We start from the raw sequence: 20,986 nt of genomic DNA on the forward strand, positions 1-20,986 counted from the left end.
GCGAGAACCTGTGCACAGACCCGTCCCCCGGACCGAACTCCACGGCCCGCCGTCCTCGGCGGGCCTCCTCGGCCCGTGATTCTGCCATCACATGGTATTGGCCGGACGGGCCGGGCATTCCCCGCTGCCCCGGTGCGGAAGATCGGCCGCCCGGCCTCGGACGCCCGACCGGTGCCCGGACGGCGATAAGCTCGAAGGCGTGGCAGGCATCGAACCCGAAGAGCAGCTCAAGGAGCTCGGCTCGACTCTCGCCGGCATCGAGCAGGTGCTGGACCTCGACGCGATGCGGCGCGACATCGCCGAGCTGCGCGAGCAGTCGGCCGACCCTGACCTGTGGAACGACCAGGAGCGCGCCCAGTCGGTGACGCGCCGCCTGTCGTACCTGGAGAGCGAGCTGGGCAAGGTCGAGGGCCTGCGGCAGCGGCTGGACGACGCCGCGACCCTGTACGAGCTCGCCCAGGAGATGGACGACGCCGACACCCGCACCGAGGCCGACGCGGAGCTCGCGGCGCTGCACAAGTCGGTCCAGCAGCTCGAAGTCCGCACGCTGATGTCGGGTGAATACGACGCGCGCGAGGCGCTCGTCACGATCAACGCCCAGGCGGGCGGGGTCGACGCGGCCGACTGGGCCGAGCAGCTCCAGCGCATGTACCTGCGCTGGGCGGAGCGGCACAACTACCCCACCGAGATCTACGAGACGTCCTTCGCCGAAGAGGCGGGCATCAAGTCGACGACGTTCACCGTCAAGGCGCCCTACGCCTACGGGACGCTGCGCGGCGAGCACGGCACGCACCGGCTCGTCCGGATCTCCCCGTTCGACAACCAGGGCCGCCGCCAGACGTCGTTCGCGGGCCTGGACGTCGTCCCGGTGGTGGAGCAGAGCGACCACGTCGACATCGACGAGAACGACCTGCGCATCGACGTGTACCGGTCGTCCGGCCCTGGCGGGCAGGGCGTCAACACCACCGACTCGGCCGTGCGGATCACCCACCTCCCGTCCGGGATCGTCGTGTCCTGCCAGAACGAGCGCAGCCAGATCCAGAACAAGGCCACGGCGATGAACGTGCTGCAGGCCAAGCTGCTGGAGCGCAAGCGGCAGGAGGAGGCGGAGAAGATGTCCGCGCTGCGGGGCGAGGGCACCAGCAGCTGGGGCACGCAGATCCGCAACTACGTGCTGCACCCGTACCAGATCGTGAAGGACCTGCGCACCGGCATCGAGGCCGGCAACCCCTCCGCGGTGCTCGACGGCGACATCGACGAGTTCATCGAGGCCGAGATCCGCTGGCTGCGGCAGCAGGAGCAGTAGACCGCCTGACCTGGGCGTCCTTCGCCCGTCCCCACCAAGTTTTGCGCTGCGAGGTTTCGTGTTCATAGAGTGACTACGCGGTCACTCTGCGAGGATGGCGTGCGGTCCGGATCTCCGTCACCACTTTCGGGGGGCTTTTCGCAATGCCCGCACGCACGATCACCGTCGCTTCACTCTTCACGTCCTGCCTGCTCACGGCCGCCATGGGCACCGGCTGCTCGGGACGTTCGCCATCCTCGGCCGAGGCGGAGAAACGCTCCGCCGCGCCGGCGCTCAGCAAGGAGCAGGCCCAGCAGGTCATCGACTCCTACGCCGCCGGGGCCAACCAGCTGAGGCACAAGCTCGACCGCAGGGCCCTGGCCGCCATCGAGGCCGACCCGCAGCTGTCCATGGACGACGCCTCGCTCAAGCTCCGCCGCGTCATCAAGCGGCCGCCGCCGGAAGTGAGGTTCACCAACACCTCGTTCTACATCCCGCGGGTCAGCGGATACCCGCACTGGTTCGCCGCCGCCGCGGTCACCGGGCAGGGGAAGCGCTCGATGCGCCACGCGCTGCTGTTCACGCAGGAGAAGGCGGGGGCGCCCTGGCTGCTGACCGCCAACCCGTACCCGACGAGCGATGCGCTGAGCACCGTCGCGCTCGACTCGGAGGGCTACGCCACCACGGTCGACCCGGACGAGCGGAATGGCCTGGCCACCGCGCCCGGCAAGCTGCCCGAGGCGCACGCCGCGCTCCTCACCGACGGGCCCACCGCGCCGAAGGCGTCCCTCCTGGCGGACGGGGCGCAGACCAGCGAGACCTTCAAGGCACTGAAGCAGGGCGAGAAGTCCCTGGCCGGACGCGGCGTCACGCTCTCGTCCAGGTTCTCCCCCACCCAGTACCGGGTGTACGCGCTCCGCACCAAGGACAAGGGAGCCCTCGTCTGGTACGTCCTCAAGCAGAACGAGGCGTACTCCTCGGTCAAGCGGGGACGCTTGGCCGTGGGCGGTGACCTTCTCGGGCTCGCCCCGGTCAAGGCCGCCAGGACGCGCATGGACACGACCGTCCTCGTGCAGTACCTGGCCGCCGTCCCGCCGAAGGGCCGCGCCACGGTCACCGGGATGTACCGCAAGGCCGTCACCGCGCACGGCGCCTGATCTCCGTCGGGTGCCGGGCGGTCCCGCGCTTCTGACCGCTGCAGCGAGACCAGCCCGGCACTCGACGGTGCTTTATTCAGCAGATGGAAGAGAACTCGCCGTGACCAGGGTGCGGATCGCGCCCAGGGCTACGGAGAGTGTTGCCAGGTCGAAGCTGTCGCTTTCCCAGATCTCGCTGAGAGTCTGCTGGGCGCGCTGGACGGCCGGCTTGTTCTTGTCCGCCCACAGGACCATGCGCTCCTCGGGCTGGCCGCCCGGCTCGCTGGTGACGAGGACGTCCCTGGTCAGGGCCGCGTGCGCGGTGTAGAGGTCGTCGCGGAGCGCGGAGCGGGCCATGGAGCGCCACTTGTCGTCGCGGGGCAGCGCGATGATGCGTTCGCGCAGCCGGGACAGCTGGAGGCGGTCGGCCAGGTCGAAGTACACCTCCGCGACCTCCTCCACCGGACGGCCCGTGTCGTGCGCGATGCCGACCAGGTCGAAGGTGGAGAACGCGGGGACGAACGTCGCGCAGCGTTCGGCGAGCTCGTCGGGGACGCCGCGCTGGGCGAAGCCGTCGCGGCGCTGCTCGAACGCGGCGAGGTCCAGGCCGACGAGGAGCTTCGACAGGTGGGTGCTCAGCGTGGTGGCGCTGCCGATGAAGAAGTCGATCGTCTCGCGGATGTCGAACGGCGGGCGCCGGTTGTGCAGGAGCCAGCGGGCGCCGCGCTCGGTCAGCTTCCGGGCCTCCAGGAGCATCGCGATCTGTGTGGACTCGTCGACCTGGTGCGAGAGGGACTCGACCGAGCGCCAGAACTTCGGCATCTCGAACACGTCGCGGGCGACGAGGTAGGCGCGGGCGATGTCGGACGACGACGCCCCCGTCTCCTCGTTCATCCGGAACACGAACGTCGAGCCGCTCGCGTTGATCAGATCGTTCACCACGGCGGTGGTGATGATCTCGCGGCGCAGCGGGTGCCGGTCCATGTAGGGGCGGAACCGCTCGCGCAGCGGGGTCGGGAAGTAGTCGACCAGCCACGCCTCCAGGTACGGGTCGTCGGCCAGGTCGGACTCGACGAGATCGTGGTCGAGGGCGAGCTTGGCGTAGGCGAGCAGGACGGAGAACTCGGGGCTGGTGAGCCCGAGGCCCGCCTGGCGGCGCTCGGCGAGGGCCTTGTCGTCCGGGAGGAACTCGATGCGCCGCTGTAGACGGCCGTCGCGTTCGAGCTTGCGCAGGTAGCGGGCGTGGATGTGGAGCATCGCGGGCGCTTGGGCGCGGGCCCCGGCGAGGACGACGTTCTGCGCGTAGTTGTCGCGCAGGACGAGCCGTCCGACCTCGTCGGTCATCTCGTACAGCAGCCCGTCGCGCTGCTTGCCGGTCAGCTCGCCGTCCCGGACCGCCTGGTCGAGCAGGATCTTGATGTTGACCTCGTGGTCGGAGGTGTCGACGCCCGCCGAGTTGTCGATGAAGTCGGTGTTGATCAGGCCGCCGGTGCGGGCGAACTCGATCCGGCCGAGCTGGGTGACACCGAGGTTGCCGCCCTCGCCGACGACGCGGCAGCGCAGCTCGGCGCCGTCGATCCGGACGGAGTCGTTCGCCTTGTCGCCGACGTCGGCGTGGTTCTCGATGGACGACTTCACGTAGGTGCCGATCCCGCCGTTCCAGAGGAGGTCGACGGGCGCCTTCAGGATCGCCTTGATCAGGTCGAACGGGGTGAGCGCCTTCACCGCGTCGTCGATGCCGAGCGCGGCCCGCATCTGCGGGGTCACCGCGATCGACTTGGCGGTGCGCGGGAACACGCCGCCGCCCTTGGAGATCAGCGCGGTGTCGTAGTCCGCCCAGCTGCTGCGCGGCAGGTCGAACAGGCGGCGGCGCTCGGCGAACGAGGTCGCGGCGTCCGGATCGGGGTCGATGAAGATGTGCCGGTGGTCGAACGCGGCGACGAGCCGGGTGTGCTCGGACAGGAGCATGCCGTTGCCGAACACGTCGCCTGACATGTCGCCGATGCCGACGGCGGTGAAGTCCTCGTTCTGGACGTCCACGCCCAGGGAGCGGAAGTGGTACTTCACCGACTCCCAGGCGCCGCGGGCGGTGATGCCCATGCCCTTGTGGTCGTAGCCGACCGAGCCGCCGGACGCGAACGCGTCGCCGAGCCAGAAGCCGTACTCGGCGGCGACGCCGTTGGCGAGGTCGGAGAACGTCGCGGTGCCCTTGTCGGCGGCGACGACGAGGTAGGTGTCGTCGCCGTCGTGCCGGACGACGTTCGGCGGCGGCACGACCTTCCCGTCCACCAGGTTGTCGGTGATGTCGAGCAGGCCGGAGATGAAGTCCTTGTAGCAGGCGATCCCGGCCTGCTGCCAGGCCTCCCGGTCGGCGGACGGGTCGGGCAGCTGCTTGCCGACGAACCCGCCCTTCGCGCCCGCCGGGACGATCACGGTGTTCTTCACGGCCTGCGCCTTGACCAGCCCGAGGATCTCGGTGCGGAAGTCCTCGCGGCGGTCGGACCAGCGGAGCCCGCCGCGCGCGACCGTCCCGAACCGCAGGTGCACGCCCTCGACCTTCGGCGAGTAGACGAAGACCTCGTAGGTGGGGCGGGGTTCGGGCAGGTCGGGGATGGCGTGCGGGTCGAACTTCATCGACAGGTACGGCTTGCCCTGGTAGTGGTTGGTGCGCAGGGTGGCCTGGACGAGCGCGAGGTAGGCGCGGAGGATGCGGTCCTCGTCGAGGCTGGCGACGTCGTCCAGCTTGCCCTGGAGCTCCTCGGTGATGCCCGCGCTGCGCTCCTCCTCACCGCCCTGCAGGGTCGGGTCGAGGCGGCTCTCCCACAGCCGGACGATCAGCCGCGTGATGGAGGCGTTGCGCAGCAGCACCTGCTCGATGTAGCGCTTGGAGAACGTGGTGCCGGTCTGCCGCAGGTAGAGCGCGTAGGCGCGCAGGATCATCGCCTGCCACCAGTTCAGCCCGACGTGCAGGACGAGCGCGTTGAACCCGTCGTTCTCGATCTCGCCGCGCCACAGCCGGGTGAACGCGTCCTGGAACGGGCCCTTGATGGACTCGTCGGCGGCGCCGGGCGGCGGCTCGTACCGCAGGCCCAGGTCATAGATCCAGAAGCGGTGACCGTCGGCGGACCTGATCTCGTAGGGCCGCTCGTCGATCACCTCGACGCCCATGTTCTGCAGCAGCGGCAGCACCCGGGACAGCGAGATCGGCTCGCCCAGCCGGTAGATCTTGAAGCGGCGCTCGCCCGGCTCGGCGCTGTAGGGCTCGTACAGGTTGATGGAGGTGTCGTTGCCGGGGTCGGGGGTCAGGTCGTCCAGGCGGCGCAGGTCGGCGACGGCGGTGCGGGCGGGGAAGTCGGCCTTGTAGCCCTCGGGGAAGGCCTCCCCGAACCGGCGGACGAGGGCCCGGGCGCGCTCCTCGCCGCACTGCTCGACGATCGCGGAGCCGAGGTCGTCCTCCCAGGAGCGGATGGCGGCGGCGAGGCGTCCCTCCAGCTCGGGGACGTCCACGTCGGGCAGCGGACGGCCGCGCTCGCCGCGGACCACCACGTGCAGCCGCGCCAGCATCGACTCGGTCACGTTGGCGCTGTAGTCGACGCTGACGCCCTCGAACGCGTCCTTGAGCAGGTCCTGGATGCGGAGCCGGACCTTGGTGGTGTAGCGGTCGCGCGGCAGGTAGACCATGCAGGACATGTAGCGGCCGTACAGGTCCTTGCGCAGGAACAGCTTCAGCTGGCGGCGCTCGCGGAGCCGCAGCACGCCGAGCGAGATCGGGAGCAGGTCGTCGACGGAGATCTGGAACAGCTCGTCGCGCGGGTAGCTCTCCAGTATCTCGATGAGGTCCTGGCCGTCGTAGCTGTCGGGGGTGAACCCGGCGAGCTCCAGCACCTCCTCCAGCTTGCGCTTGAGGACGGGGATGTGCGACAGCGACTCGCTGTAGGCGACGTGCGTGAACAGGCCGAGGAAGCGGCGCTCGCCGATGACCGCGCCGGACTCGTCGAACTTCTTGACGCCGATGTAGTCGAGGTAGAGCGGGCGGTGGACGGTGGAGCGCGAGTTCGCCTTGGTGAGCACGAGCAGGCGCTTCTCCGTCGCCTTCTCGCGGACCTCCGGCGGCAGGGCCGCGAAGCTGTCGGACTCCTGCTTGTCGCTGCGCAGGATGCCGAGGCCGGTACCCGGCTCGGGCTTGAGCGCGGTGCCGCCCTCGGTGAGCGTGTAGTCGCGGTAGCCGAGGAAGGTGAAGTGGCCGTCCACCAGCCAGTCGAGCAGCTCGACGCCCTCGGCGAGCTCCTTGCCCGGCAGCGGCGGCGCGGACTCCTGGATCGCGGTGGCGATCTCCCCGGCGCGGGCGCGCATCTTCGGCTCGTCCTCGACGGCGACGCGGACGTCCTGCAGCACGCGGAGGAGGTCCTTCTCCAGCGCGTCCAGGACGGACCGGTCGCTGGTACGGTCCACTTCGATGTGCATCCACGACTCGTCGACGTCGTCGTCGCTGTCGAGCTTGCCGCGGAACGCCTTCAGGTGACCCGCGACGTCGCGGTCCACGCCGAGCAGCGGGTGGACGATCAGGTGCGTGGCGAGCTGGTGCCGGGTCAGCTCCATCGTGACCGAGTCGACCAGGAACGGCATGTCGTCGGTGACGACCTGCACGACCGTGTGGCCCGGGTCCCAGCCGAACTCCTCCAGCGACGGCGTGAAGACGCGCACCTTCGCGCGCCCCTGCGGCCGCTCCTCGCCGAGGGCCCGGTGCGCCATCGCGGGGCCGCAGATGTCGGCCGGGTCCCTGTCCAGCAGGTCCTCGCGGGCGACGTGCCGGTAGTACAGCCGGAGGTAGGTGAAGGCGTCCTCCACCTCCCCGCCGCGCGCCCCCGGGCGCTGCGCGCACGTCTCAGCCGCCCGCCTGAGAAGATCGTCCTTCGCTTGATCGAGCATGCCGCTCATCGACTACTCCCCTAGAGACCATTCGCCACCTCGTTGTGGCGCCGCTCACTGCGCCAGCGTAGCCAGGAATCGCCGCAAAGCCGACCTGCTCCACAGCGACGTGGACGTGGCTTTGCCCACCCTCCTGGCCGCTCGCCAGGCCACCATGGCAGGCGGCGCGGGGCCGTCCAGGGGGATCGCCGAACCCCGCGCGGCCGGGCCGGGCGGACACGCGCGGCGGTGGCCGGAACGCCGACCCGCCGCCGCTTCGGGCGCCGCCGCGCCCCTTCCGGGTACCGGTCTAGGTACCGGGCTGCGTGCCGGTGGACGGGTCGGGCGGGTCGGGCGAGCCGGACGGGTCCGGGGGCGGTGTGGTGCTCGTCGAGGCGGACGGCGTCGGGCTGCCGGTGTCGGTCGGGCTCTCGCTGGGGCTCTCGGACGGCGTCCAGGTGGGCGTCGTCGGCCGGTACGAGGGCGTGCGGGACCTGGTCGGCTCCTGGCTCGTCGTCGGGATGCTCGGCAGGACGTCCGCCGACCCGGGCGGCCCGCTCGGGTCGCTGACCTTCTGGCCCGCCTTGCCGTTGTCGCGGGAGCCGAGCGCGAGGACGGAGGAGACGACCACGATCGCCACGAACAGCGCGGCGACCCCGGCCAGCGCGGCCGAGCGGCCCGAGCCGGCGAGCACCCGCTGCAGTATGCCGCCGCTGCCGCGGTCGTCGTCATCGTCGGCGTAATCGTCGTCGCCGGGACGGACGGTGACGAGGTCGCGGGGCAGCGTGCTCTCGGCGGGCCAGCCGTCGCCGGCGCCGGACAGCCGCCCGTCGCCGGGCTCGTCGTGGAAGGCGGCCGGCTCGTCCTCGAAGAGGGGGGCGTCGTCGTCCGCGTCGGGCGGGAACAGCTCGCCGTCGTCGAGCTCGGCCGCGCGGACCGATCCGGCGGCGAGCATCGCGGTCTCGTCGGTGTCGGCGGCCGGGCGGGGCGCCGCCGCGGGCGCGTCCATCCGCGAGGTCCCCTCGTGGCCGAGCAGCCGCATCAGCACCTGCCGGGCGCTCGGCCGGCGCGCCGGGTCCTTCTCCAGGCAGTCGAGGACCAGCTCGCGCAGCTGCCCTTCGAGGTCGCCGACGTCGGGCTCCTCGTTCAGGATGCGGTTGATCACGGCGGGGATGGTGTCCTGGCCGAACGGGGGCTCCCCGGCGGCCGCGAACACCAGCGTCGCGGCCCAGCAGAACACGTCCGCGGGCGTCCCGACCTCGTCGCCGCTGATCTGCTCGGGCGCCATGTAGGACGGAGTGCCGATGACCCGGCTGGTGAGGGTGGTGCCGCCGCTAATCGCGCGGGCCACCCCGAAGTCGATGACGCGGGGGCCGTCCGGGCCGATCAGCACGTTGTGCGGCTTGAAGTCACGGTGGACGATCTTCGCCTGGTGGATCGCGGCGAGGGCCGTCGCGGTGCCGACGGCGAGCCGGTCGAGGGCCGCGCCGTCGAGCGGGCCCTGGCCCAGGACCTGCTGGTTCAGCGACGGGCCCGCGACGTACTCGCTGACGATGTAGGGCCGGTCGCCGTCCACGTCCGCGTCGATGACCTGGGCGGTGCAGAACGGGGCGACCTGCTTGGCGACCTCCAGCTCCCGCAGGAACCGGGCGCGGGCCTTCTCGTCGGACGTCAGGTCCGCGTGCAGCAGCTTGATCGCGACCTGGCGGCCGTCGTCGCCGACACCGAGGAACACGGCGCCCTGGCCACCCTCGCCCACCCGGCCGATCAGGGCGTACGACCCGAGCCGATCCGGGTCACCGGACCGCAGCGCCCCAACCTCCATGCGTGGAACCGTCCCTCTCTCGATCACGGGGCCCATGAGCAGGCCCGGATCACCCCTCCGACTGTGTGACGCCCGAGACCGAGGGGAAGTTCACCGGCCCTGAGACCATACGGCGTGATATGCCCTACACGCCGCCGATCGGAGGCGTTTGGACCGGAGCACCACCCTAATGCCGTCACGTCCGACAGCGGTACGGGTGAGCGAGCCGTCACCCAAGCGAAATCGAACGTCCGGTGAACAGGATCTACGGCGTGAAATGGGACAGGATTTCGGGGTTGGCCATCGAGTCGCGGTTGGCGGCCTCGTCCACCGGGGTGCCCTGCAGGATCTTGCGGACGGGGACCTCCAGCTTCTTGCCCGACAGCGTCCGCGGGATGCCGGGGACGGCGTGCACCTCGTCCGGGACGTGCCGCGGCGACAGCGCCGAGCGGATCTCGCGCTTCAGCCGTCCGAGCAGGTCGTCGGTGAGGGACGCGCCCTCCGCGAGCTGGACGTACAGCAGCAGCCGCCCCTCCTGGCCGAGCCGCCCGGTGTCGATGACGAGGCTGTCGGCGATCTCCTCGAACGCCTCGACGACGCGGTAGAAGTCGGACGTCCCCATCCGGACCCCGCCGCGGTTCAGCGTGGAGTCGGAGCGCCCGTAGATGACGCAGCCGCCGTCCGGGAGGATCTTCAACCAGTCGCCGTGCCGCCACACGCCGGGGTACATGTCGAAATAGGACTCGCGGTACCGCTCGCCGTCCTCGTCGTTCCAGAAGAAGACGGGCATGGACGGCATCGGCTCGGTGATGACCAGCTCGCCGACCTCGTCGATGACCGGCTTGCCGTCGTCGCCGAACGCCTCCACCTTGGCGCCGAGGCCGCGGCACTGGATGACGCCCGCGCGCAGTGCCAGCAGCGGCGAGGGGCCGACGAAGCCGGTGCACAGGTCGGTGCCGCCGGAGAACGAGCCGAGCAGCAGGTCGCCCGCGACCGCCTCGTACACCCAGGCGAACCCCTCGGGCGGCAGCGGCGAGCCGGTCGAGCCGATGCCGCGCAGCGCCGACAGGTCGTGTTCCGCGCCGGGCCGGCGGCCCTCCTTCGCGGACGCCGTGATGTACGGCGCGCCGACGCCCATGTAGGTGACGCCGTTCTCGGCGGCGAGCGTCCACAGGTCGAGGGGGGCGCCGTCGTACATGACGACGGTGGAGCCCACCAGCAGGCCGCCGATGAGGTAGTTCCACATCATCCAGCCGGTGGTGGTGAACCAGAAGAACACGTCGCCGGGGCCGAGGTCCTGGTGGAACGACAGCGCCTTGAGGTGCTCCAGGACGACGCCGCCGTGGCCGTGGACGATCGGCTTCGGCAGCCCGGTCGTCCCGGACGAGTAGACCACCCACAGCGGATGGTCGAACGGGACGTCCTCGAACCGCGGCTCGTCGTGGCCGGGCCGCGGCAGGTCGCCGTAGTGCATGCCGGCGCGCAGGCCGTCCGGGGTCGCGGCCGGGTCGAGGTAGGGGATCAGGATGGTCGCGGCGAGGGTCGGCAGCGCGGCCTCGATCTCCGCGACGACCGCGCGCCGGTCGAACCGCTTGCCGTTGTAGGCGTAGCCGTCCACGGCGAGCAGGACCTTCGGCTCGATCTGCGCGAACCGGTCGATGACCGAGGAGGAGCCGAAGTCCGGGGAGCACGACGACCAGATCGCGCCGAGCGACGCCGTGGCCAGGAAGCAGATCAGCGCCTCGGGGATGTTCGGGACGTACGCGGCGACCCGGTCGCCCTTGCCGACGCCCAGCTCGGCGAGGCCCGCGCGCACCTCGGCGACGTGCAGCGCCAGCTCGCGGTACGTGAGCACGCGGTGCCCGCCCGCCTCCGACCGGAAGATCACCGCTGTTTCGTCAGGGGTCTGCTCCGCCCGGCGAAGGGCGTTCGCCGCGTAGTTGAGGGTGGCGCCGGGGAACCATTTGAGGCCGTCCACCGGCATGGGGCCGCCCGTCCGGACCGGGCCGTCGCCGCGCTCGCCGACGACCTCGAAGTAGGACCAGATCGCGTCCCAGAACGCGTCGACCTCGGTGACCGACCAGCGCCAGAGGTCGTCGTAGGTCTCGGTGAGGACGCCCCGGTCCCACAGCCAGTGGACGAAGTGGGTCACCCGCGCGTTGGCGACGACCTCCTCCGACGGCTCCCACAGCGGCGAACCTTCGGCAACCTCACGGGACATCTCTCTCCCTCCCAGGCGCATGGCGATCCCAATATCCGTCCGGGCCGCACACGGCGCAAGCTCCCAGATCGGTCCCGAGCGTACGCGCCGCGGGTCGCCCGGTCAGATGCGGGTCAGGTCGGCGATGGCGCTGACCACGGCCTTGGTGTCGGCGAGCGTCGCGACGACGCGATCGGCGCCCGCGGCGCGCAGCTCGGCCTCGGTGGCGCTGCCGGTGGCCACGGCGATGATCGGGGACCCGGCGATGTGGGCGGCCTGGACGTCGCGCGGCGAGTCGGCGATGTAGACGGTGGCGGCCTCGGGGTAGCGGGCGCCGTGCCGTTCCCCGGCGCGGCTGCGGGCCAGCTCAAGGAGGGCGGCCTTGCTGTAGACGCCGTTCTCGTAGCCGCCCGCGTCCAGGTCGAGGTGGGGGGCGAGGCCCAGCTCGGTCACCTTCACGACGGCGTTCGGCTGGACGGACCCGGTAAGGACCGACTGGACGACGCCGGGCACATGGGACAGCGCCTCGACGGCCTCGCGTGCCCCGGCCAGGACGCGGCCGTGGGCGCGCACGTCGGCGCGGCGGGTCGCGAACGCCTCGGCGAGCGCGGTCATGAAGGCGGGCAGATGGTCGTCGGTGGTGACGACGTCGTTGAACGCGAGGGTCTCGAAGATGATCTCGGACTCGGTGCGGCCGGGGGTGGGCGCCAGCCGGACCAGGGGGCGCCCGATCGTGCGCTGGAACGCCTCGGCGTAGGCGTCCCGGGTGACCCGCGCGACGTCGACCAGGGTGTGATCGATGTTCCACAGCACCAGACGGTTCAGCGTCGACATCCCGTTCCCATGCGAGGTTGGACGAGCGTGGAGGGGCGGCGTCCCCGGCACCGGCCCGCCCCACCGGAGCGGCGGGGCGAGCTTATCGTCCGGCCTTCCGCGTGCCGTCCGCAACCATGTCGTTCAACGGGAGTCCGCCGCCGGGTCAGGGGCCCATGTGCGGGTAGCGGAAGTCGGTCGGCGGGACGTGCGTCTCCTTGATCGACCGGACGCTGGTCCAGCGGGTGAGGTTGAACACCGAGCCGGCCTTGTCGTTGGTGCCGGACGCGCGGGCGCCGCCGAACGGCTGCTGCCCGACGATCGACCCGGTCGGCTTGTCGTTGATGTAGAAGTTCCCGGCGGCGAACCGGAGCGTCTCGGTGGCGGCGGCGATCGCGGCACGGTCCTCGGCGATGATCGCGCCGGTCAGGCCGTACTGGGACACGCTCTCCATCTGGTGCAGGACGGCGTCGTAGTCGCCGTCGTCGTAGACGTGCACGCCGACGATCGGGCCGAAGTACTCGGTGGTGAAGATCTCGTCGGTGGGGTCGGCGGACTCCAGCACGGTCGGGCGGACGAAGTAGCCGCGCGAGTCGTCCAGCTCCCCGCCCGTGAGGATCTTGATGGTGTCGACGTCGCGGGCCCGTTCGATGGCGCGGCGGTGCTTGGCGAACGCGCGGTCGTCGATCACCGCGCCCATGAACAGCGAGAGGTCTTCGGCGACGTTGCCCATGGTGAGGGACTCGGTCTCGGCGAGGAAGTCGTCCCGCATCCGGCCCCAGAGGGAGCGCGGGATGTAGGCGCGGGACGCGGCGGAGCACTTCTGCCCCTGGTACTCGAACGCGCCGCGGACGAGCGCGGTCTTGAGGATCGCGGGATCGGCCGTCGGGTGGGCGACGATGAAGTCCTTGCCGCCGGTCTCGCCGACGATCCGCGGATAGCCCTTGTAGGCGGCGATGTGCTCGCCGATCGTCCGCCAGAGGGCCTGGAAGGTGGCGGCGGAGCCGGTGAAGTGCAGCCCGGCGAGGTCGGGGTGGCGCAGCGCGACGTTCGAGACGGCCTGCCCGTTGCCGGTGACGAGGTTGATCACGCCGGGCGGGAGCCCGGCGGCCTCCAGCAGCCGCATCGTGAAGTGCGCGGCGAGCTGCTGCGTCGGGGACGGCTTCCACACCACGACGTTGCCCATCAGCGCGGGCGAGGTCGGCAGGTTCCCGGCGATCGCGCTGAAGTTGAACGGCGTGATCGCGAGGACGAACCCCTCCAGCGGCCGGTATTCGAGCCGGTTCCACACGCCCGGGCTCGACAGCGGCTGGATCTCGTGGATCTGCTGCGCATAGCCGACGTTGAACCGCCAGAAGTCGATCAGCTCGCAGGCCGCGTCGATCTCGGCCTGCTGGACGGACTTGGACTGCCCGAGGATCGTGGCGGCGTTCACCGTCGACCGCCACGGCCCGGCGAGGAGGTCGGCGGCGCGGAGGAAGATCGCGGCGCGGTCCTCGAAGGCCATGGCACGCCAGGCGGGCGCCGCCTCGCGGGCGGCCGAGACCGCTTCGGCCACGTCCGGTTCGGTGGCGTCGCCCATCCGGCCGAGGACGTGGGCGTGGTTGTGCGGTTCGACGACGTCGATCGGCGTCCCGGCGCCCATGCGCTGCTCGCCGCCGATCGTCATGGTCAGCTCGGTCTGCGCGCCGCCGAGCTCCTTGATCCTGGCCTCCAGCGCGGCCCGCTCGCCGCTGCCGGGCGCGTAGGTCTTGACCGGTTCGTTCACCGGGATGGGCACAGTGGTGGCGGCGTCCATGGCGGCTCCCTGCGGTTCCGACGGCGTTGTCCGATGTGCCGGGACCTACCCGCCCAAATGCCGGTCAGTCGAGCGGAGCTCGTCCGTTGAACGGTGGTGGGCGGGGGCTGAAGGACGGTCAGTCGAGCGGAGCTCGTCCGTTGAATGGCGGTGGGCGGGGGCTGGAGGACGGTCAGTCGAGCGGAGCTCGTCCGTTGAATGGTGGTGGGCGGGGGCTGGAGGACGGTCAGTCGAGCAGGTGAGGGAGTTCCTGGGTGGCGTACCAGAGGAGTTCGTGGCCTTCGGCGCCGTCGACGGTGAAGCGGGCGTCGTCGTCGCCCGCGTCGGCGGCCGGGAGGGCGTCCACGGCCGCGGCGATGTCGGCGGCGGCGTTCGCGTCGTCCACATGGCCGGACGCGATCTTCTTCCACGGGACGGCTTCGGTCAGCGTCACCACGGCGCGGTCGTCGTTGCCGAGGGCTGCGTCGCCGCGCGGCCAGGTGACCAGCTGGTCGGGGACCTCCGCGGCGAGGACGACGCGGCGGCGCGGCACGGCGGGGTCGGCGGCGAGGAGGCGCAGGGAGGCGCGGGCGGCGGCGGACATCGCCGCGTACTCCAGCTCCTCCAGGTCGCCGCCCGCGTACCACTCGCGCAGCGCGGGCGTGACCGCGTGCGCCGCGACCGGCGCGGGGCCGATCTCCTGGGCGGCGTGGACGCCGGCGAGGAGCGTGAGCGTGGAGGGCAGGTAGACGCGCATGAGGTCAGCCAGTCTGCCAGACGGTCAGGGCAGGAGCTTCAACGCGCGCAGTTCGGCGATGGTGGTGTCGGGCCCGGTGTGGTGGATGCCGCGCAGCCCGAGGTCCTGCGCAGCGCGGACGTTGTGCTCGATGTCGTCGATGAAGACGCATTCGGCGGCGGCCAGGCCGAGGAGGTCGAGCGCGTGCCGGAAGATCCGCTCGTCGGGCTTGCGGAGGCCGACCTCGGAGGAGATGACGACGGCGTCGAAGACCTCGGCGAACAGGTCGCGCGGGTAGTCGTTGCCCCACGAGTTGGACAGGACGGCCGTACGGGCCCCGGCGGCGCGGGCCGCGCGGAGCGCGTCGTACATGGGCCGGACGGGGGTGAACGCCCCGAACATGCGGGCGATGAGCCCCGCCGCCGCGACCGGCTCACCGTCGGCGGTGAGCAGCTCGGCGGCGAGGAGGCGCTCGAACTCCTCGGTCGGGAGGCTGCCGTCCTCCAGCCCGTGGATGGGGTTGGTCCCGGCGCCGTCGTACGCCTGCTTCACCCAGGCGCGCATGACGTCCTTGTAGCGCTGGACGTCGATGCGCTCTGTGGTGAGCCACACGTCGATCGCCTCGGCGAGCGGGGAGGTCAGCACCCCGCCCCAGTCGGTGATGACGGCCTTCACCGGCACGGCCTTGACCTGCGCGCCCTTGACCTGCGCGCTCTTGACCTGCGCGCTCTTGACCTGCACGGCATGCACCGTCGCGCTTTCGTGAACTGGCACGGCCCGATCGTAGGCGATTCCGGACCAAACCCCCGAACCCCGTTCTGTCTTACGCCCCGTCGCTCTGCTTACACCCCGTCCGATCCCCCGTTCGGTCCCCGTCCGATCCCCGTCCGAAAGGCCGCCGGCCCCAACTACCGGCCGGCCCCCGGATCATCGATCAGGCTGATCTGAGCCGTTGAAGAGCCTCCCGCACGCCCCCATCGGTCTCTTCGAGAACCACCGACGCGCGTGCCGCGGGCACCTCACCGAGAAGTGAGACCAGTGCCACACGCGTGTTCCCTCCGGCTTCCGTCAGCGCGTTCTCGCAGGTCCGCGCGTCCATGCCCGTCGCCTCCGTGAGGATGCGGACGAGCCGGGCGCGCAGCTTGCCGTTCAGCGCGTTCACGCTGACCATCAGGTTGGAATAGGTCCGGCCCATCCTGATCATCAGTGTGGTGGAGAAGGAGTTGAGCACGAGCTTGGTCGCCGTGCCCGCCTTCATCCGGGTGGACCCGCTGATCACCTCCGGCCCCGTGGCGAGGCCGATGTGCACATCCACCTCGTCCCCGTAGGGGGTGTGCGGGTTGCAGCTGATCAGCGCGGTGCGGGCGCCGACGGCGCGGGCGGCGCGCAGCGCGCCCACCACATAGGGTGTGCGGCCGCTCGCCGCGATGCCGACGGCGATGTCGCCGGGCCGGACGTCGCGGGAGTCCCGGCGGCCGAGCTCGACGTCGTCCTCGACGTCGGAGATCGCCTGGGACAGCGCGCCCGGCCCACCGGCGTGGTGGGCGACCACCCGCCCCCAGATGCCGAAGGTGGGTGGCAGCTCGGCGGCGTCGATCACCGCGAGCCGTCCCGACGTGCCCGCGCCGAAGTAGTGCACGCGCCCTCCTGCGCGTAGCGACTCGACGGCGAGGTCCACCAGCCGGGCAACCTCCGGCAGGACGGACGCCACGGCCATCGGAACGGTCGCGTCCTCCGAGTTGATCAGGCGCAGCACCTCCAGGGTCGGCAGCGTGTCGACGTCGAGGGTGCGGGGGTTCCGCCCCTCGGTGGGGAGCTCGCAATCGATCACCGACGCCTCCGGTCGGGTCGCACGGTCCGGCCGCGAACCGCCTCGAATGTGGCTTCCAATGCCTTGCGGGTGGGCCCGTAGGTGCGCTGCGCCACTCCGACGAAGAGGCAGTCGACCACCGTGAGCTGGGCCAACCGGCTCGCGGTGGCGCCGGAGCGGAAGGTCGTCTCCCGGGCCGCCGTGGTCAGGATCAGGTCGGCCACCTCCGCGATCGGGGACTTGGGGAAATTGGTCAGCGCCACCGTCTTGGCGCCCCTGCTCTTGGCGACCTCCAGCGCGTCGATCGTCTCCACGGTCGAGCCCGTGTGCGAGATGCCGATCGCCACGCTCGTGGGGCCCAGGACGGCGGCGCTTGTGAGCATGATGTGGGCGTCCGCCCACGCGGAGCAGATGCGTCCGATGCGGTGCAGCTTCTGCTGGAAGTCGGCCGCGACGAACGCGCTGGCGCCCACGCCGTAGACGTCGACCCTGTCCGCGGCGACGACCGCGTCCACGACCTGTTCCAGCATCTTGATGTCGAGCTGTGAGGCGGTCTCCTCCACGGCCCGGGCATCGGCGAAGGTCACCTTCTCTACGATCTGCTCCAGGGAGTCGTCGGGACTGATGTCGCTGCCGATGACCCTGCCTCCGGCCGCGCTCTGCGCGCGTCCGGCCTCCGTGGCGAGGGTCAGCCGCAGCTCTGGGTACCCGTGGAACCCGATCGCCCGGCAGAACCGGATGACCGTGGTCTCGGAGGTACCGCACGTCTGCGCGAGTTCGGTGATGGTTGAATTGGCGACCCCTTCGGGGTCGTCGATGACGCGTTGCGCGACTCGCCGCTCCGCGGGGGGCAGCGAGGGAAGCAGCGAGCGGACCCGGACCACTGTGCTCAGCGGCGTGCTGTCCCGGTCCCGCTCCGGGGCCTGGCCCGCCGCCTCGTCCCGTGGTGGACCGGGCTCCCCCGCGATCCCCCGCTCGGGGCCCTGCTCGTGGCTCCGTTCGGAGCCGATGGGTTTCCTCATGATGGAAATTTTCTTACGCGCGAGATGTCACGTCAACGGTAGAAAAGGCTACGGTCGCCATGTGTTGACCCATTTGGCCGGTCCTTACGTGGTCGGTATCGACGCGGGTGGCACGAAGACCCGCTGCGTCGTGCTGACGCTGGGGGGTGCTCTGGCCGGTTCCGGCACCGGCCCGGGAGCAAATCCCAACTCTGGAGGCGACACCGCAGGGGCGCTGACCACCGCCCTGCGGGAGGCGCTCGGGGACCTTGACCGTACCCACATCCTCACCGGCGTGTTCGGCATCGCCGGCGCCGGCTCCGCCGGGCGGCCCGCGGCCGTCACGGCGGCGCGGCAGGCCTGGCAGGCCGTCGGCCTGCGCGGCTCGCCCGCGGTGGTGACCGATATCGCGGTGGCGTTCCACGCCGGAACCAGCGAGCCCAAGGGCATCGTGGTGTTCTCCGGCACGGGCGCCGGCGCGGCGGTCATCAACGACGGGACGATCGTGCAGCGCGCGGACGGCTACGGCTGGCTCGTCGGGGACGAGGGTTCGGCGGTATGGCTCGGGAAGGAGGCCGTCCGGGCCGCGCTCGCCGCCTACGACGGCCGCGGCTCCCCGACGCTGCTCACCGACTCGGTTCCCCGGGCGCTGCTGGGCGCCACCGTGGTCGCGGAGATCGACGCGGAACGGCGGAGACTCCGCCGGGCGCGGGCGCTGGCCATGGCCGGCGCCCCTGCGTCGACACCGGGCGCCCAGCTGCTGTCGCAGGCCGTCATGCTCTCCTCCGGAGCAGGCACCCCCCTCGGCCCCTCGTCCCTCAGGAGCGGCACGGCCACCGCCGTGCTGGTCCCCGACCCTCCTGGCCCGCCGCACGGCGACGGGCCGAGTCCGCCGCCCGGCAACGGGCGCTACCCGCCCACCGGGAACATGCCGCATCCGGCGTCCGGTGAGGGCCCGCCGGGTCCGCACCGCCCGCCCGGCGCGGCGGGCTCGCACGGCTCCCACGGTCCCGGCTCCCACGGGTCGCACGGACCGCCCGGCTCCCACGGGCCGCCGGGCCATCCGGGCACGCACGGGCCGCCGGGCCATCCCGGCGGCCACGGGCCGCGCGACGATCCGGGCGCGCACGGCCCGCGCGGGGATCCGGCACCGGCGGGCCACCCCGAGATGCCCGGAACCCCGCCCAACCCCCGCCTCGCCCAGGCGATCATCAAGGAGGTGTACGGCCGCCCGCCCGCGGCGCTGGGCCGGCTCGGCCCGGTCGTCGCCGCCGCCGCGGCCGCCGGTGACCCGGTGGCCAGGCGCATCACCGAAGAGGCCGCGCAGTGGCTGCTCCGCGACGTGGACGCGGTGCGCCCGGCCTTGTCCGATCCCTGCGCACCGGTCGTCATGCACGGCTCGGTGCTCCGTGAAGGCCCCGTCGCCGACGCGGTCCGCACCGGGCTGCGCGACCGCTTCGCCGCGGCGCCGCGCTGCGCGGGCGACGGAGCCGTCGGCGCGGCCGGGATGGCGCTGCGCCGCCTCGGCCACCCCCTCCCCGGCTGAGCCTCGCCCGGCCGGACCGGCCCCCGGGCTGTCCCGTTCCAGCCCCGGCCGATCCCGAGACGGACGGCATCCGTCCGTCAGGGTCCATCGCGATGGACCCCACAAGATCCACATCCGTGGTCCTGGGGTCCATCGTGATCGTGCTGTGACGCGGGGGGCGGCGGTGGAAGGGGAGTCCGCCGTTGCGCCCTGCCCGCCCCATTCGCCCCCGGCCCGCCGTTGCGCGGGCCGGGTCGACAGCGGGGACCGGGAGCGGTTAACGTCGCGACGGTCCGATGCGACCGATGAACCGAGACCATGTCGGGGGGCCTGGTCAGGTGCGTGCTACCCGTCCACTCGCGTTCGCGGCGGCGCTGACCCTGGCGGTCACCGCGGGCTGCGGCGGCGGAGACGACCGCGGCGACGGGCCGCGGGCCTCCGGCGCGCCCGGCTCGCGGGGCGCCCAGCCGAAGGACCCCTACGCCTGGATCCCCGGCCACGTCGCGAAGATGAGCGTGCAGGAGAAGGTCGGGCAGCTGTTCGTGACGCGGTTCTCCAGCCGCTCCGACGCCCTCACGAAGATCAGGAAGTACCACGTCGGCGGGCTGATCTACTTTCCCGGCAACTTCGGTGCCCCGGCGAAGACGGCCGCGCAGTCGAACGCGCTGCAGAAGGCGTCCAAGATCCCGCTGTTGCTCGGCGTGGACGAGGAGCAGGGCATCGTGTCACGCACGCCGTTCATCACCACGTTCCCCGGCAACATGGCGCTCGGCGCAACCGGCAACCCCGCCGACGCCCGCGCCGCCGCGCGGGTCACCGGCACGGAGCTGCGCGCGGTCGGGATCAACCTGGACTACGCGCCCGACGCCGACGTGAACGTGAACCCGCGCAACCCGGTGATCGGGCTGCGCTCGTTCGGCGCCGACCCGGGCCTGGTGGCGAAGCTGACGGCCGGGGCCGTCGAGGGCTACCAGGCCGCCGGGGTCGCCGCCGCGGCCAAGCACTTCCCCGGGCACGGCGACACCGCCACCGACAGCCACACCGGCCTGCCGGTGATCAAGCACACCCGGCCGATGTGGGACCGGCTGGACGCGCCCCCGTTCCGGGCCGCGATCGAGGCGGGCGTCGACATGGTCATGACCGCGCACATCGTCGTGCCGAAGCTCGACGGGTCCGGCGACCCGTCCACGCTGTCGCGGAACGTGCTGGTCAGGCTGCTGCGCGACGCGCTCGGCTACCGCGGCGTGATCACCACGGACTCGCTGGAGATGGCGGGCGTGCGGGAGAAGTACGGCGACGCGGCCGTGCCGGTCCGGGCGCTGGCGGCGGGCGCCGACCAGCTGCTGATGCCGCCGAACCTGCCGCGCGCCTACAAGGCGGTGCTGGCGGCCGTCCGGTCCGGGAAGATCCCGCAGGACCGGCTGGACGGCTCCGTCACGCGCATCCTCAAGCTCAAGCAGCGGCGCGGCCTGTTCCAGGACACCGCCTCCGACCCGGCCAAGGCCGACGCGGTGATCGGGACGCCCGCGCACAAGGCCATCGCGCGCCAGGTCGCCGAACGCGCGGTCACGCTCGTCCGCAACGACGGGAACGTGCTGCCGCTCAAGGGCAAGAAGGTCGCCGTCTCCGGGCCGGGCGCCGGGACGCTGCGCGCGTCGCTGCGCCGCCACGGGGTCACGGTGACCTCCGGCGGCTCGGCGGACGTCACCATACTGACCACGCTGAACGCGGGCCGGGCCACGGCCGCCAAGATCCGCGCGCTCGGCGCGAAACCGGTCGTCGTCGCGGCGCTGGGCCGTCCCTACGACCTCGACTCCGCCGGGGGCGCGGCGGCCGCACTGGCCACGTACTCCTCCAGCGCGGTGTCGGTCAACGCCCTCGGCCGGGTGCTGAGCGGCGACGTCAAGCCGGCGGGCCGGCTGCCGGTGCCCGTGGCCGGCAAGCGGGTCGGCCACGGCCTCGGCTACCGGTAGCCGGACCTACCGGTAGCC

The 20,986-nt window shown here is 71.9% G+C and carries 13 protein-coding genes; 4 read left to right on the plus strand and 9 right to left on the minus strand.

Annotation, left to right across the window (positions count from 1 at the left end; genetic code table 11):
- The first annotated feature begins 199 nt into the window (after positions 1-199).
- On the plus strand, positions 200-1,306 hold the full coding sequence (gene prfB / locus ACH34S_RS03530) for a peptide chain release factor 2 (protein ID WP_395950908.1): 1,107 nt from the start codon (positions 200-202) through the stop codon (positions 1,304-1,306).
- A 143-nt stretch (positions 1,307-1,449) separates the two neighbouring features.
- On the plus strand, positions 1,450-2,442 hold the full coding sequence (locus ACH34S_RS03535) for a hypothetical protein (RefSeq protein WP_395950909.1): 993 nt from the start codon (positions 1,450-1,452) through the stop codon (positions 2,440-2,442).
- Positions 2,443-2,514: 72 nt separating this feature from the next.
- Here the strand turns inward: ACH34S_RS03535 and ACH34S_RS03540 are convergent, their stop codons facing one another.
- From ACH34S_RS03540 to ACH34S_RS03580, 9 genes are all read right to left on the minus strand, one after another.
- On the minus strand, positions 2,515-7,359 hold the full coding sequence (locus ACH34S_RS03540) for an NAD-glutamate dehydrogenase (protein ID WP_395950910.1): 4,845 nt from the start codon (positions 7,357-7,359) through the stop codon (positions 2,515-2,517).
- A 280-nt stretch (positions 7,360-7,639) separates the two neighbouring features.
- On the minus strand, positions 7,640-9,154 hold the full coding sequence (locus tag ACH34S_RS03545; RefSeq protein ID WP_395950911.1) for a protein kinase: 1,515 nt from the start codon (positions 9,152-9,154) through the stop codon (positions 7,640-7,642).
- Positions 9,155-9,398: 244 nt separating this feature from the next.
- Positions 9,399-11,354 carry an acetoacetate--CoA ligase gene (locus tag ACH34S_RS03550; protein WP_395950912.1) on the minus strand — a complete coding sequence of 652 codons (1,956 nt, stop codon included), beginning with the start codon at positions 11,352-11,354 and terminating at the stop codon, positions 9,399-9,401.
- Positions 11,355-11,456: 102 nt separating this feature from the next.
- The gene (locus ACH34S_RS03555; RefSeq protein WP_395950913.1) at positions 11,457-12,167 is read right to left on the minus strand and encodes an HAD family hydrolase; all 711 of its coding nucleotides are present in this window, start codon (positions 12,165-12,167) and stop codon (positions 11,457-11,459) included.
- Between the two features lie 145 nt (positions 12,168-12,312).
- The gene (gene pruA / locus ACH34S_RS03560; protein ID WP_395950914.1) at positions 12,313-13,944 is read right to left on the minus strand and encodes an L-glutamate gamma-semialdehyde dehydrogenase; all 1,632 of its coding nucleotides are present in this window, start codon (positions 13,942-13,944) and stop codon (positions 12,313-12,315) included.
- A 226-nt stretch (positions 13,945-14,170) separates the two neighbouring features.
- Complete coding sequence (locus ACH34S_RS03565) at positions 14,171-14,680, minus strand: DUF6912 family protein (protein ID WP_395950915.1); 510 nt, start codon at positions 14,678-14,680, stop codon at positions 14,171-14,173.
- Between the two features lie 24 nt (positions 14,681-14,704).
- Complete coding sequence (locus tag ACH34S_RS03570; protein WP_395951428.1) at positions 14,705-15,340, minus strand: HAD-IA family hydrolase; 636 nt, start codon at positions 15,338-15,340, stop codon at positions 14,705-14,707.
- Between the two features lie 253 nt (positions 15,341-15,593).
- On the minus strand, positions 15,594-16,490 hold the full coding sequence (murQ, locus tag ACH34S_RS03575) for an N-acetylmuramic acid 6-phosphate etherase (RefSeq protein WP_132179697.1): 897 nt from the start codon (positions 16,488-16,490) through the stop codon (positions 15,594-15,596).
- Entirely contained in the window at positions 16,487-17,491 is a 1,005-nt protein-coding gene (locus ACH34S_RS03580) for a MurR/RpiR family transcriptional regulator (RefSeq protein ID WP_395950916.1), read from the minus strand. The genes murQ and ACH34S_RS03580 overlap by 4 nt, the downstream gene beginning before the upstream one ends.
- A gap of 61 nt (positions 17,492-17,552) precedes the next feature.
- On the opposite strand from ACH34S_RS03580, the gene ACH34S_RS03585 reads away from it, so the two are divergent.
- Both ACH34S_RS03585 and ACH34S_RS03590 read left to right on the plus strand, forming a co-directional pair.
- Positions 17,553-19,016, plus strand: coding sequence for an N-acetylglucosamine kinase (locus tag ACH34S_RS03585; protein WP_395950917.1), 1,464 nt, complete (start codon positions 17,553-17,555; stop codon positions 19,014-19,016).
- A 284-nt stretch (positions 19,017-19,300) separates the two neighbouring features.
- Positions 19,301-20,968: a glycoside hydrolase family 3 protein gene (locus tag ACH34S_RS03590; RefSeq protein WP_395950918.1), complete on the plus strand. Its 1,668-nt coding sequence runs from the start codon at positions 19,301-19,303 to the stop codon at positions 20,966-20,968.
- Positions 20,969-20,986 lie beyond the last annotated feature (18 nt).

The organism is Actinomadura sp. 3N508 (assembly GCF_044326375.1).
Lineage (GTDB): Bacteria > Actinomycetota > Actinomycetes > Streptosporangiales > Streptosporangiaceae > Spirillospora.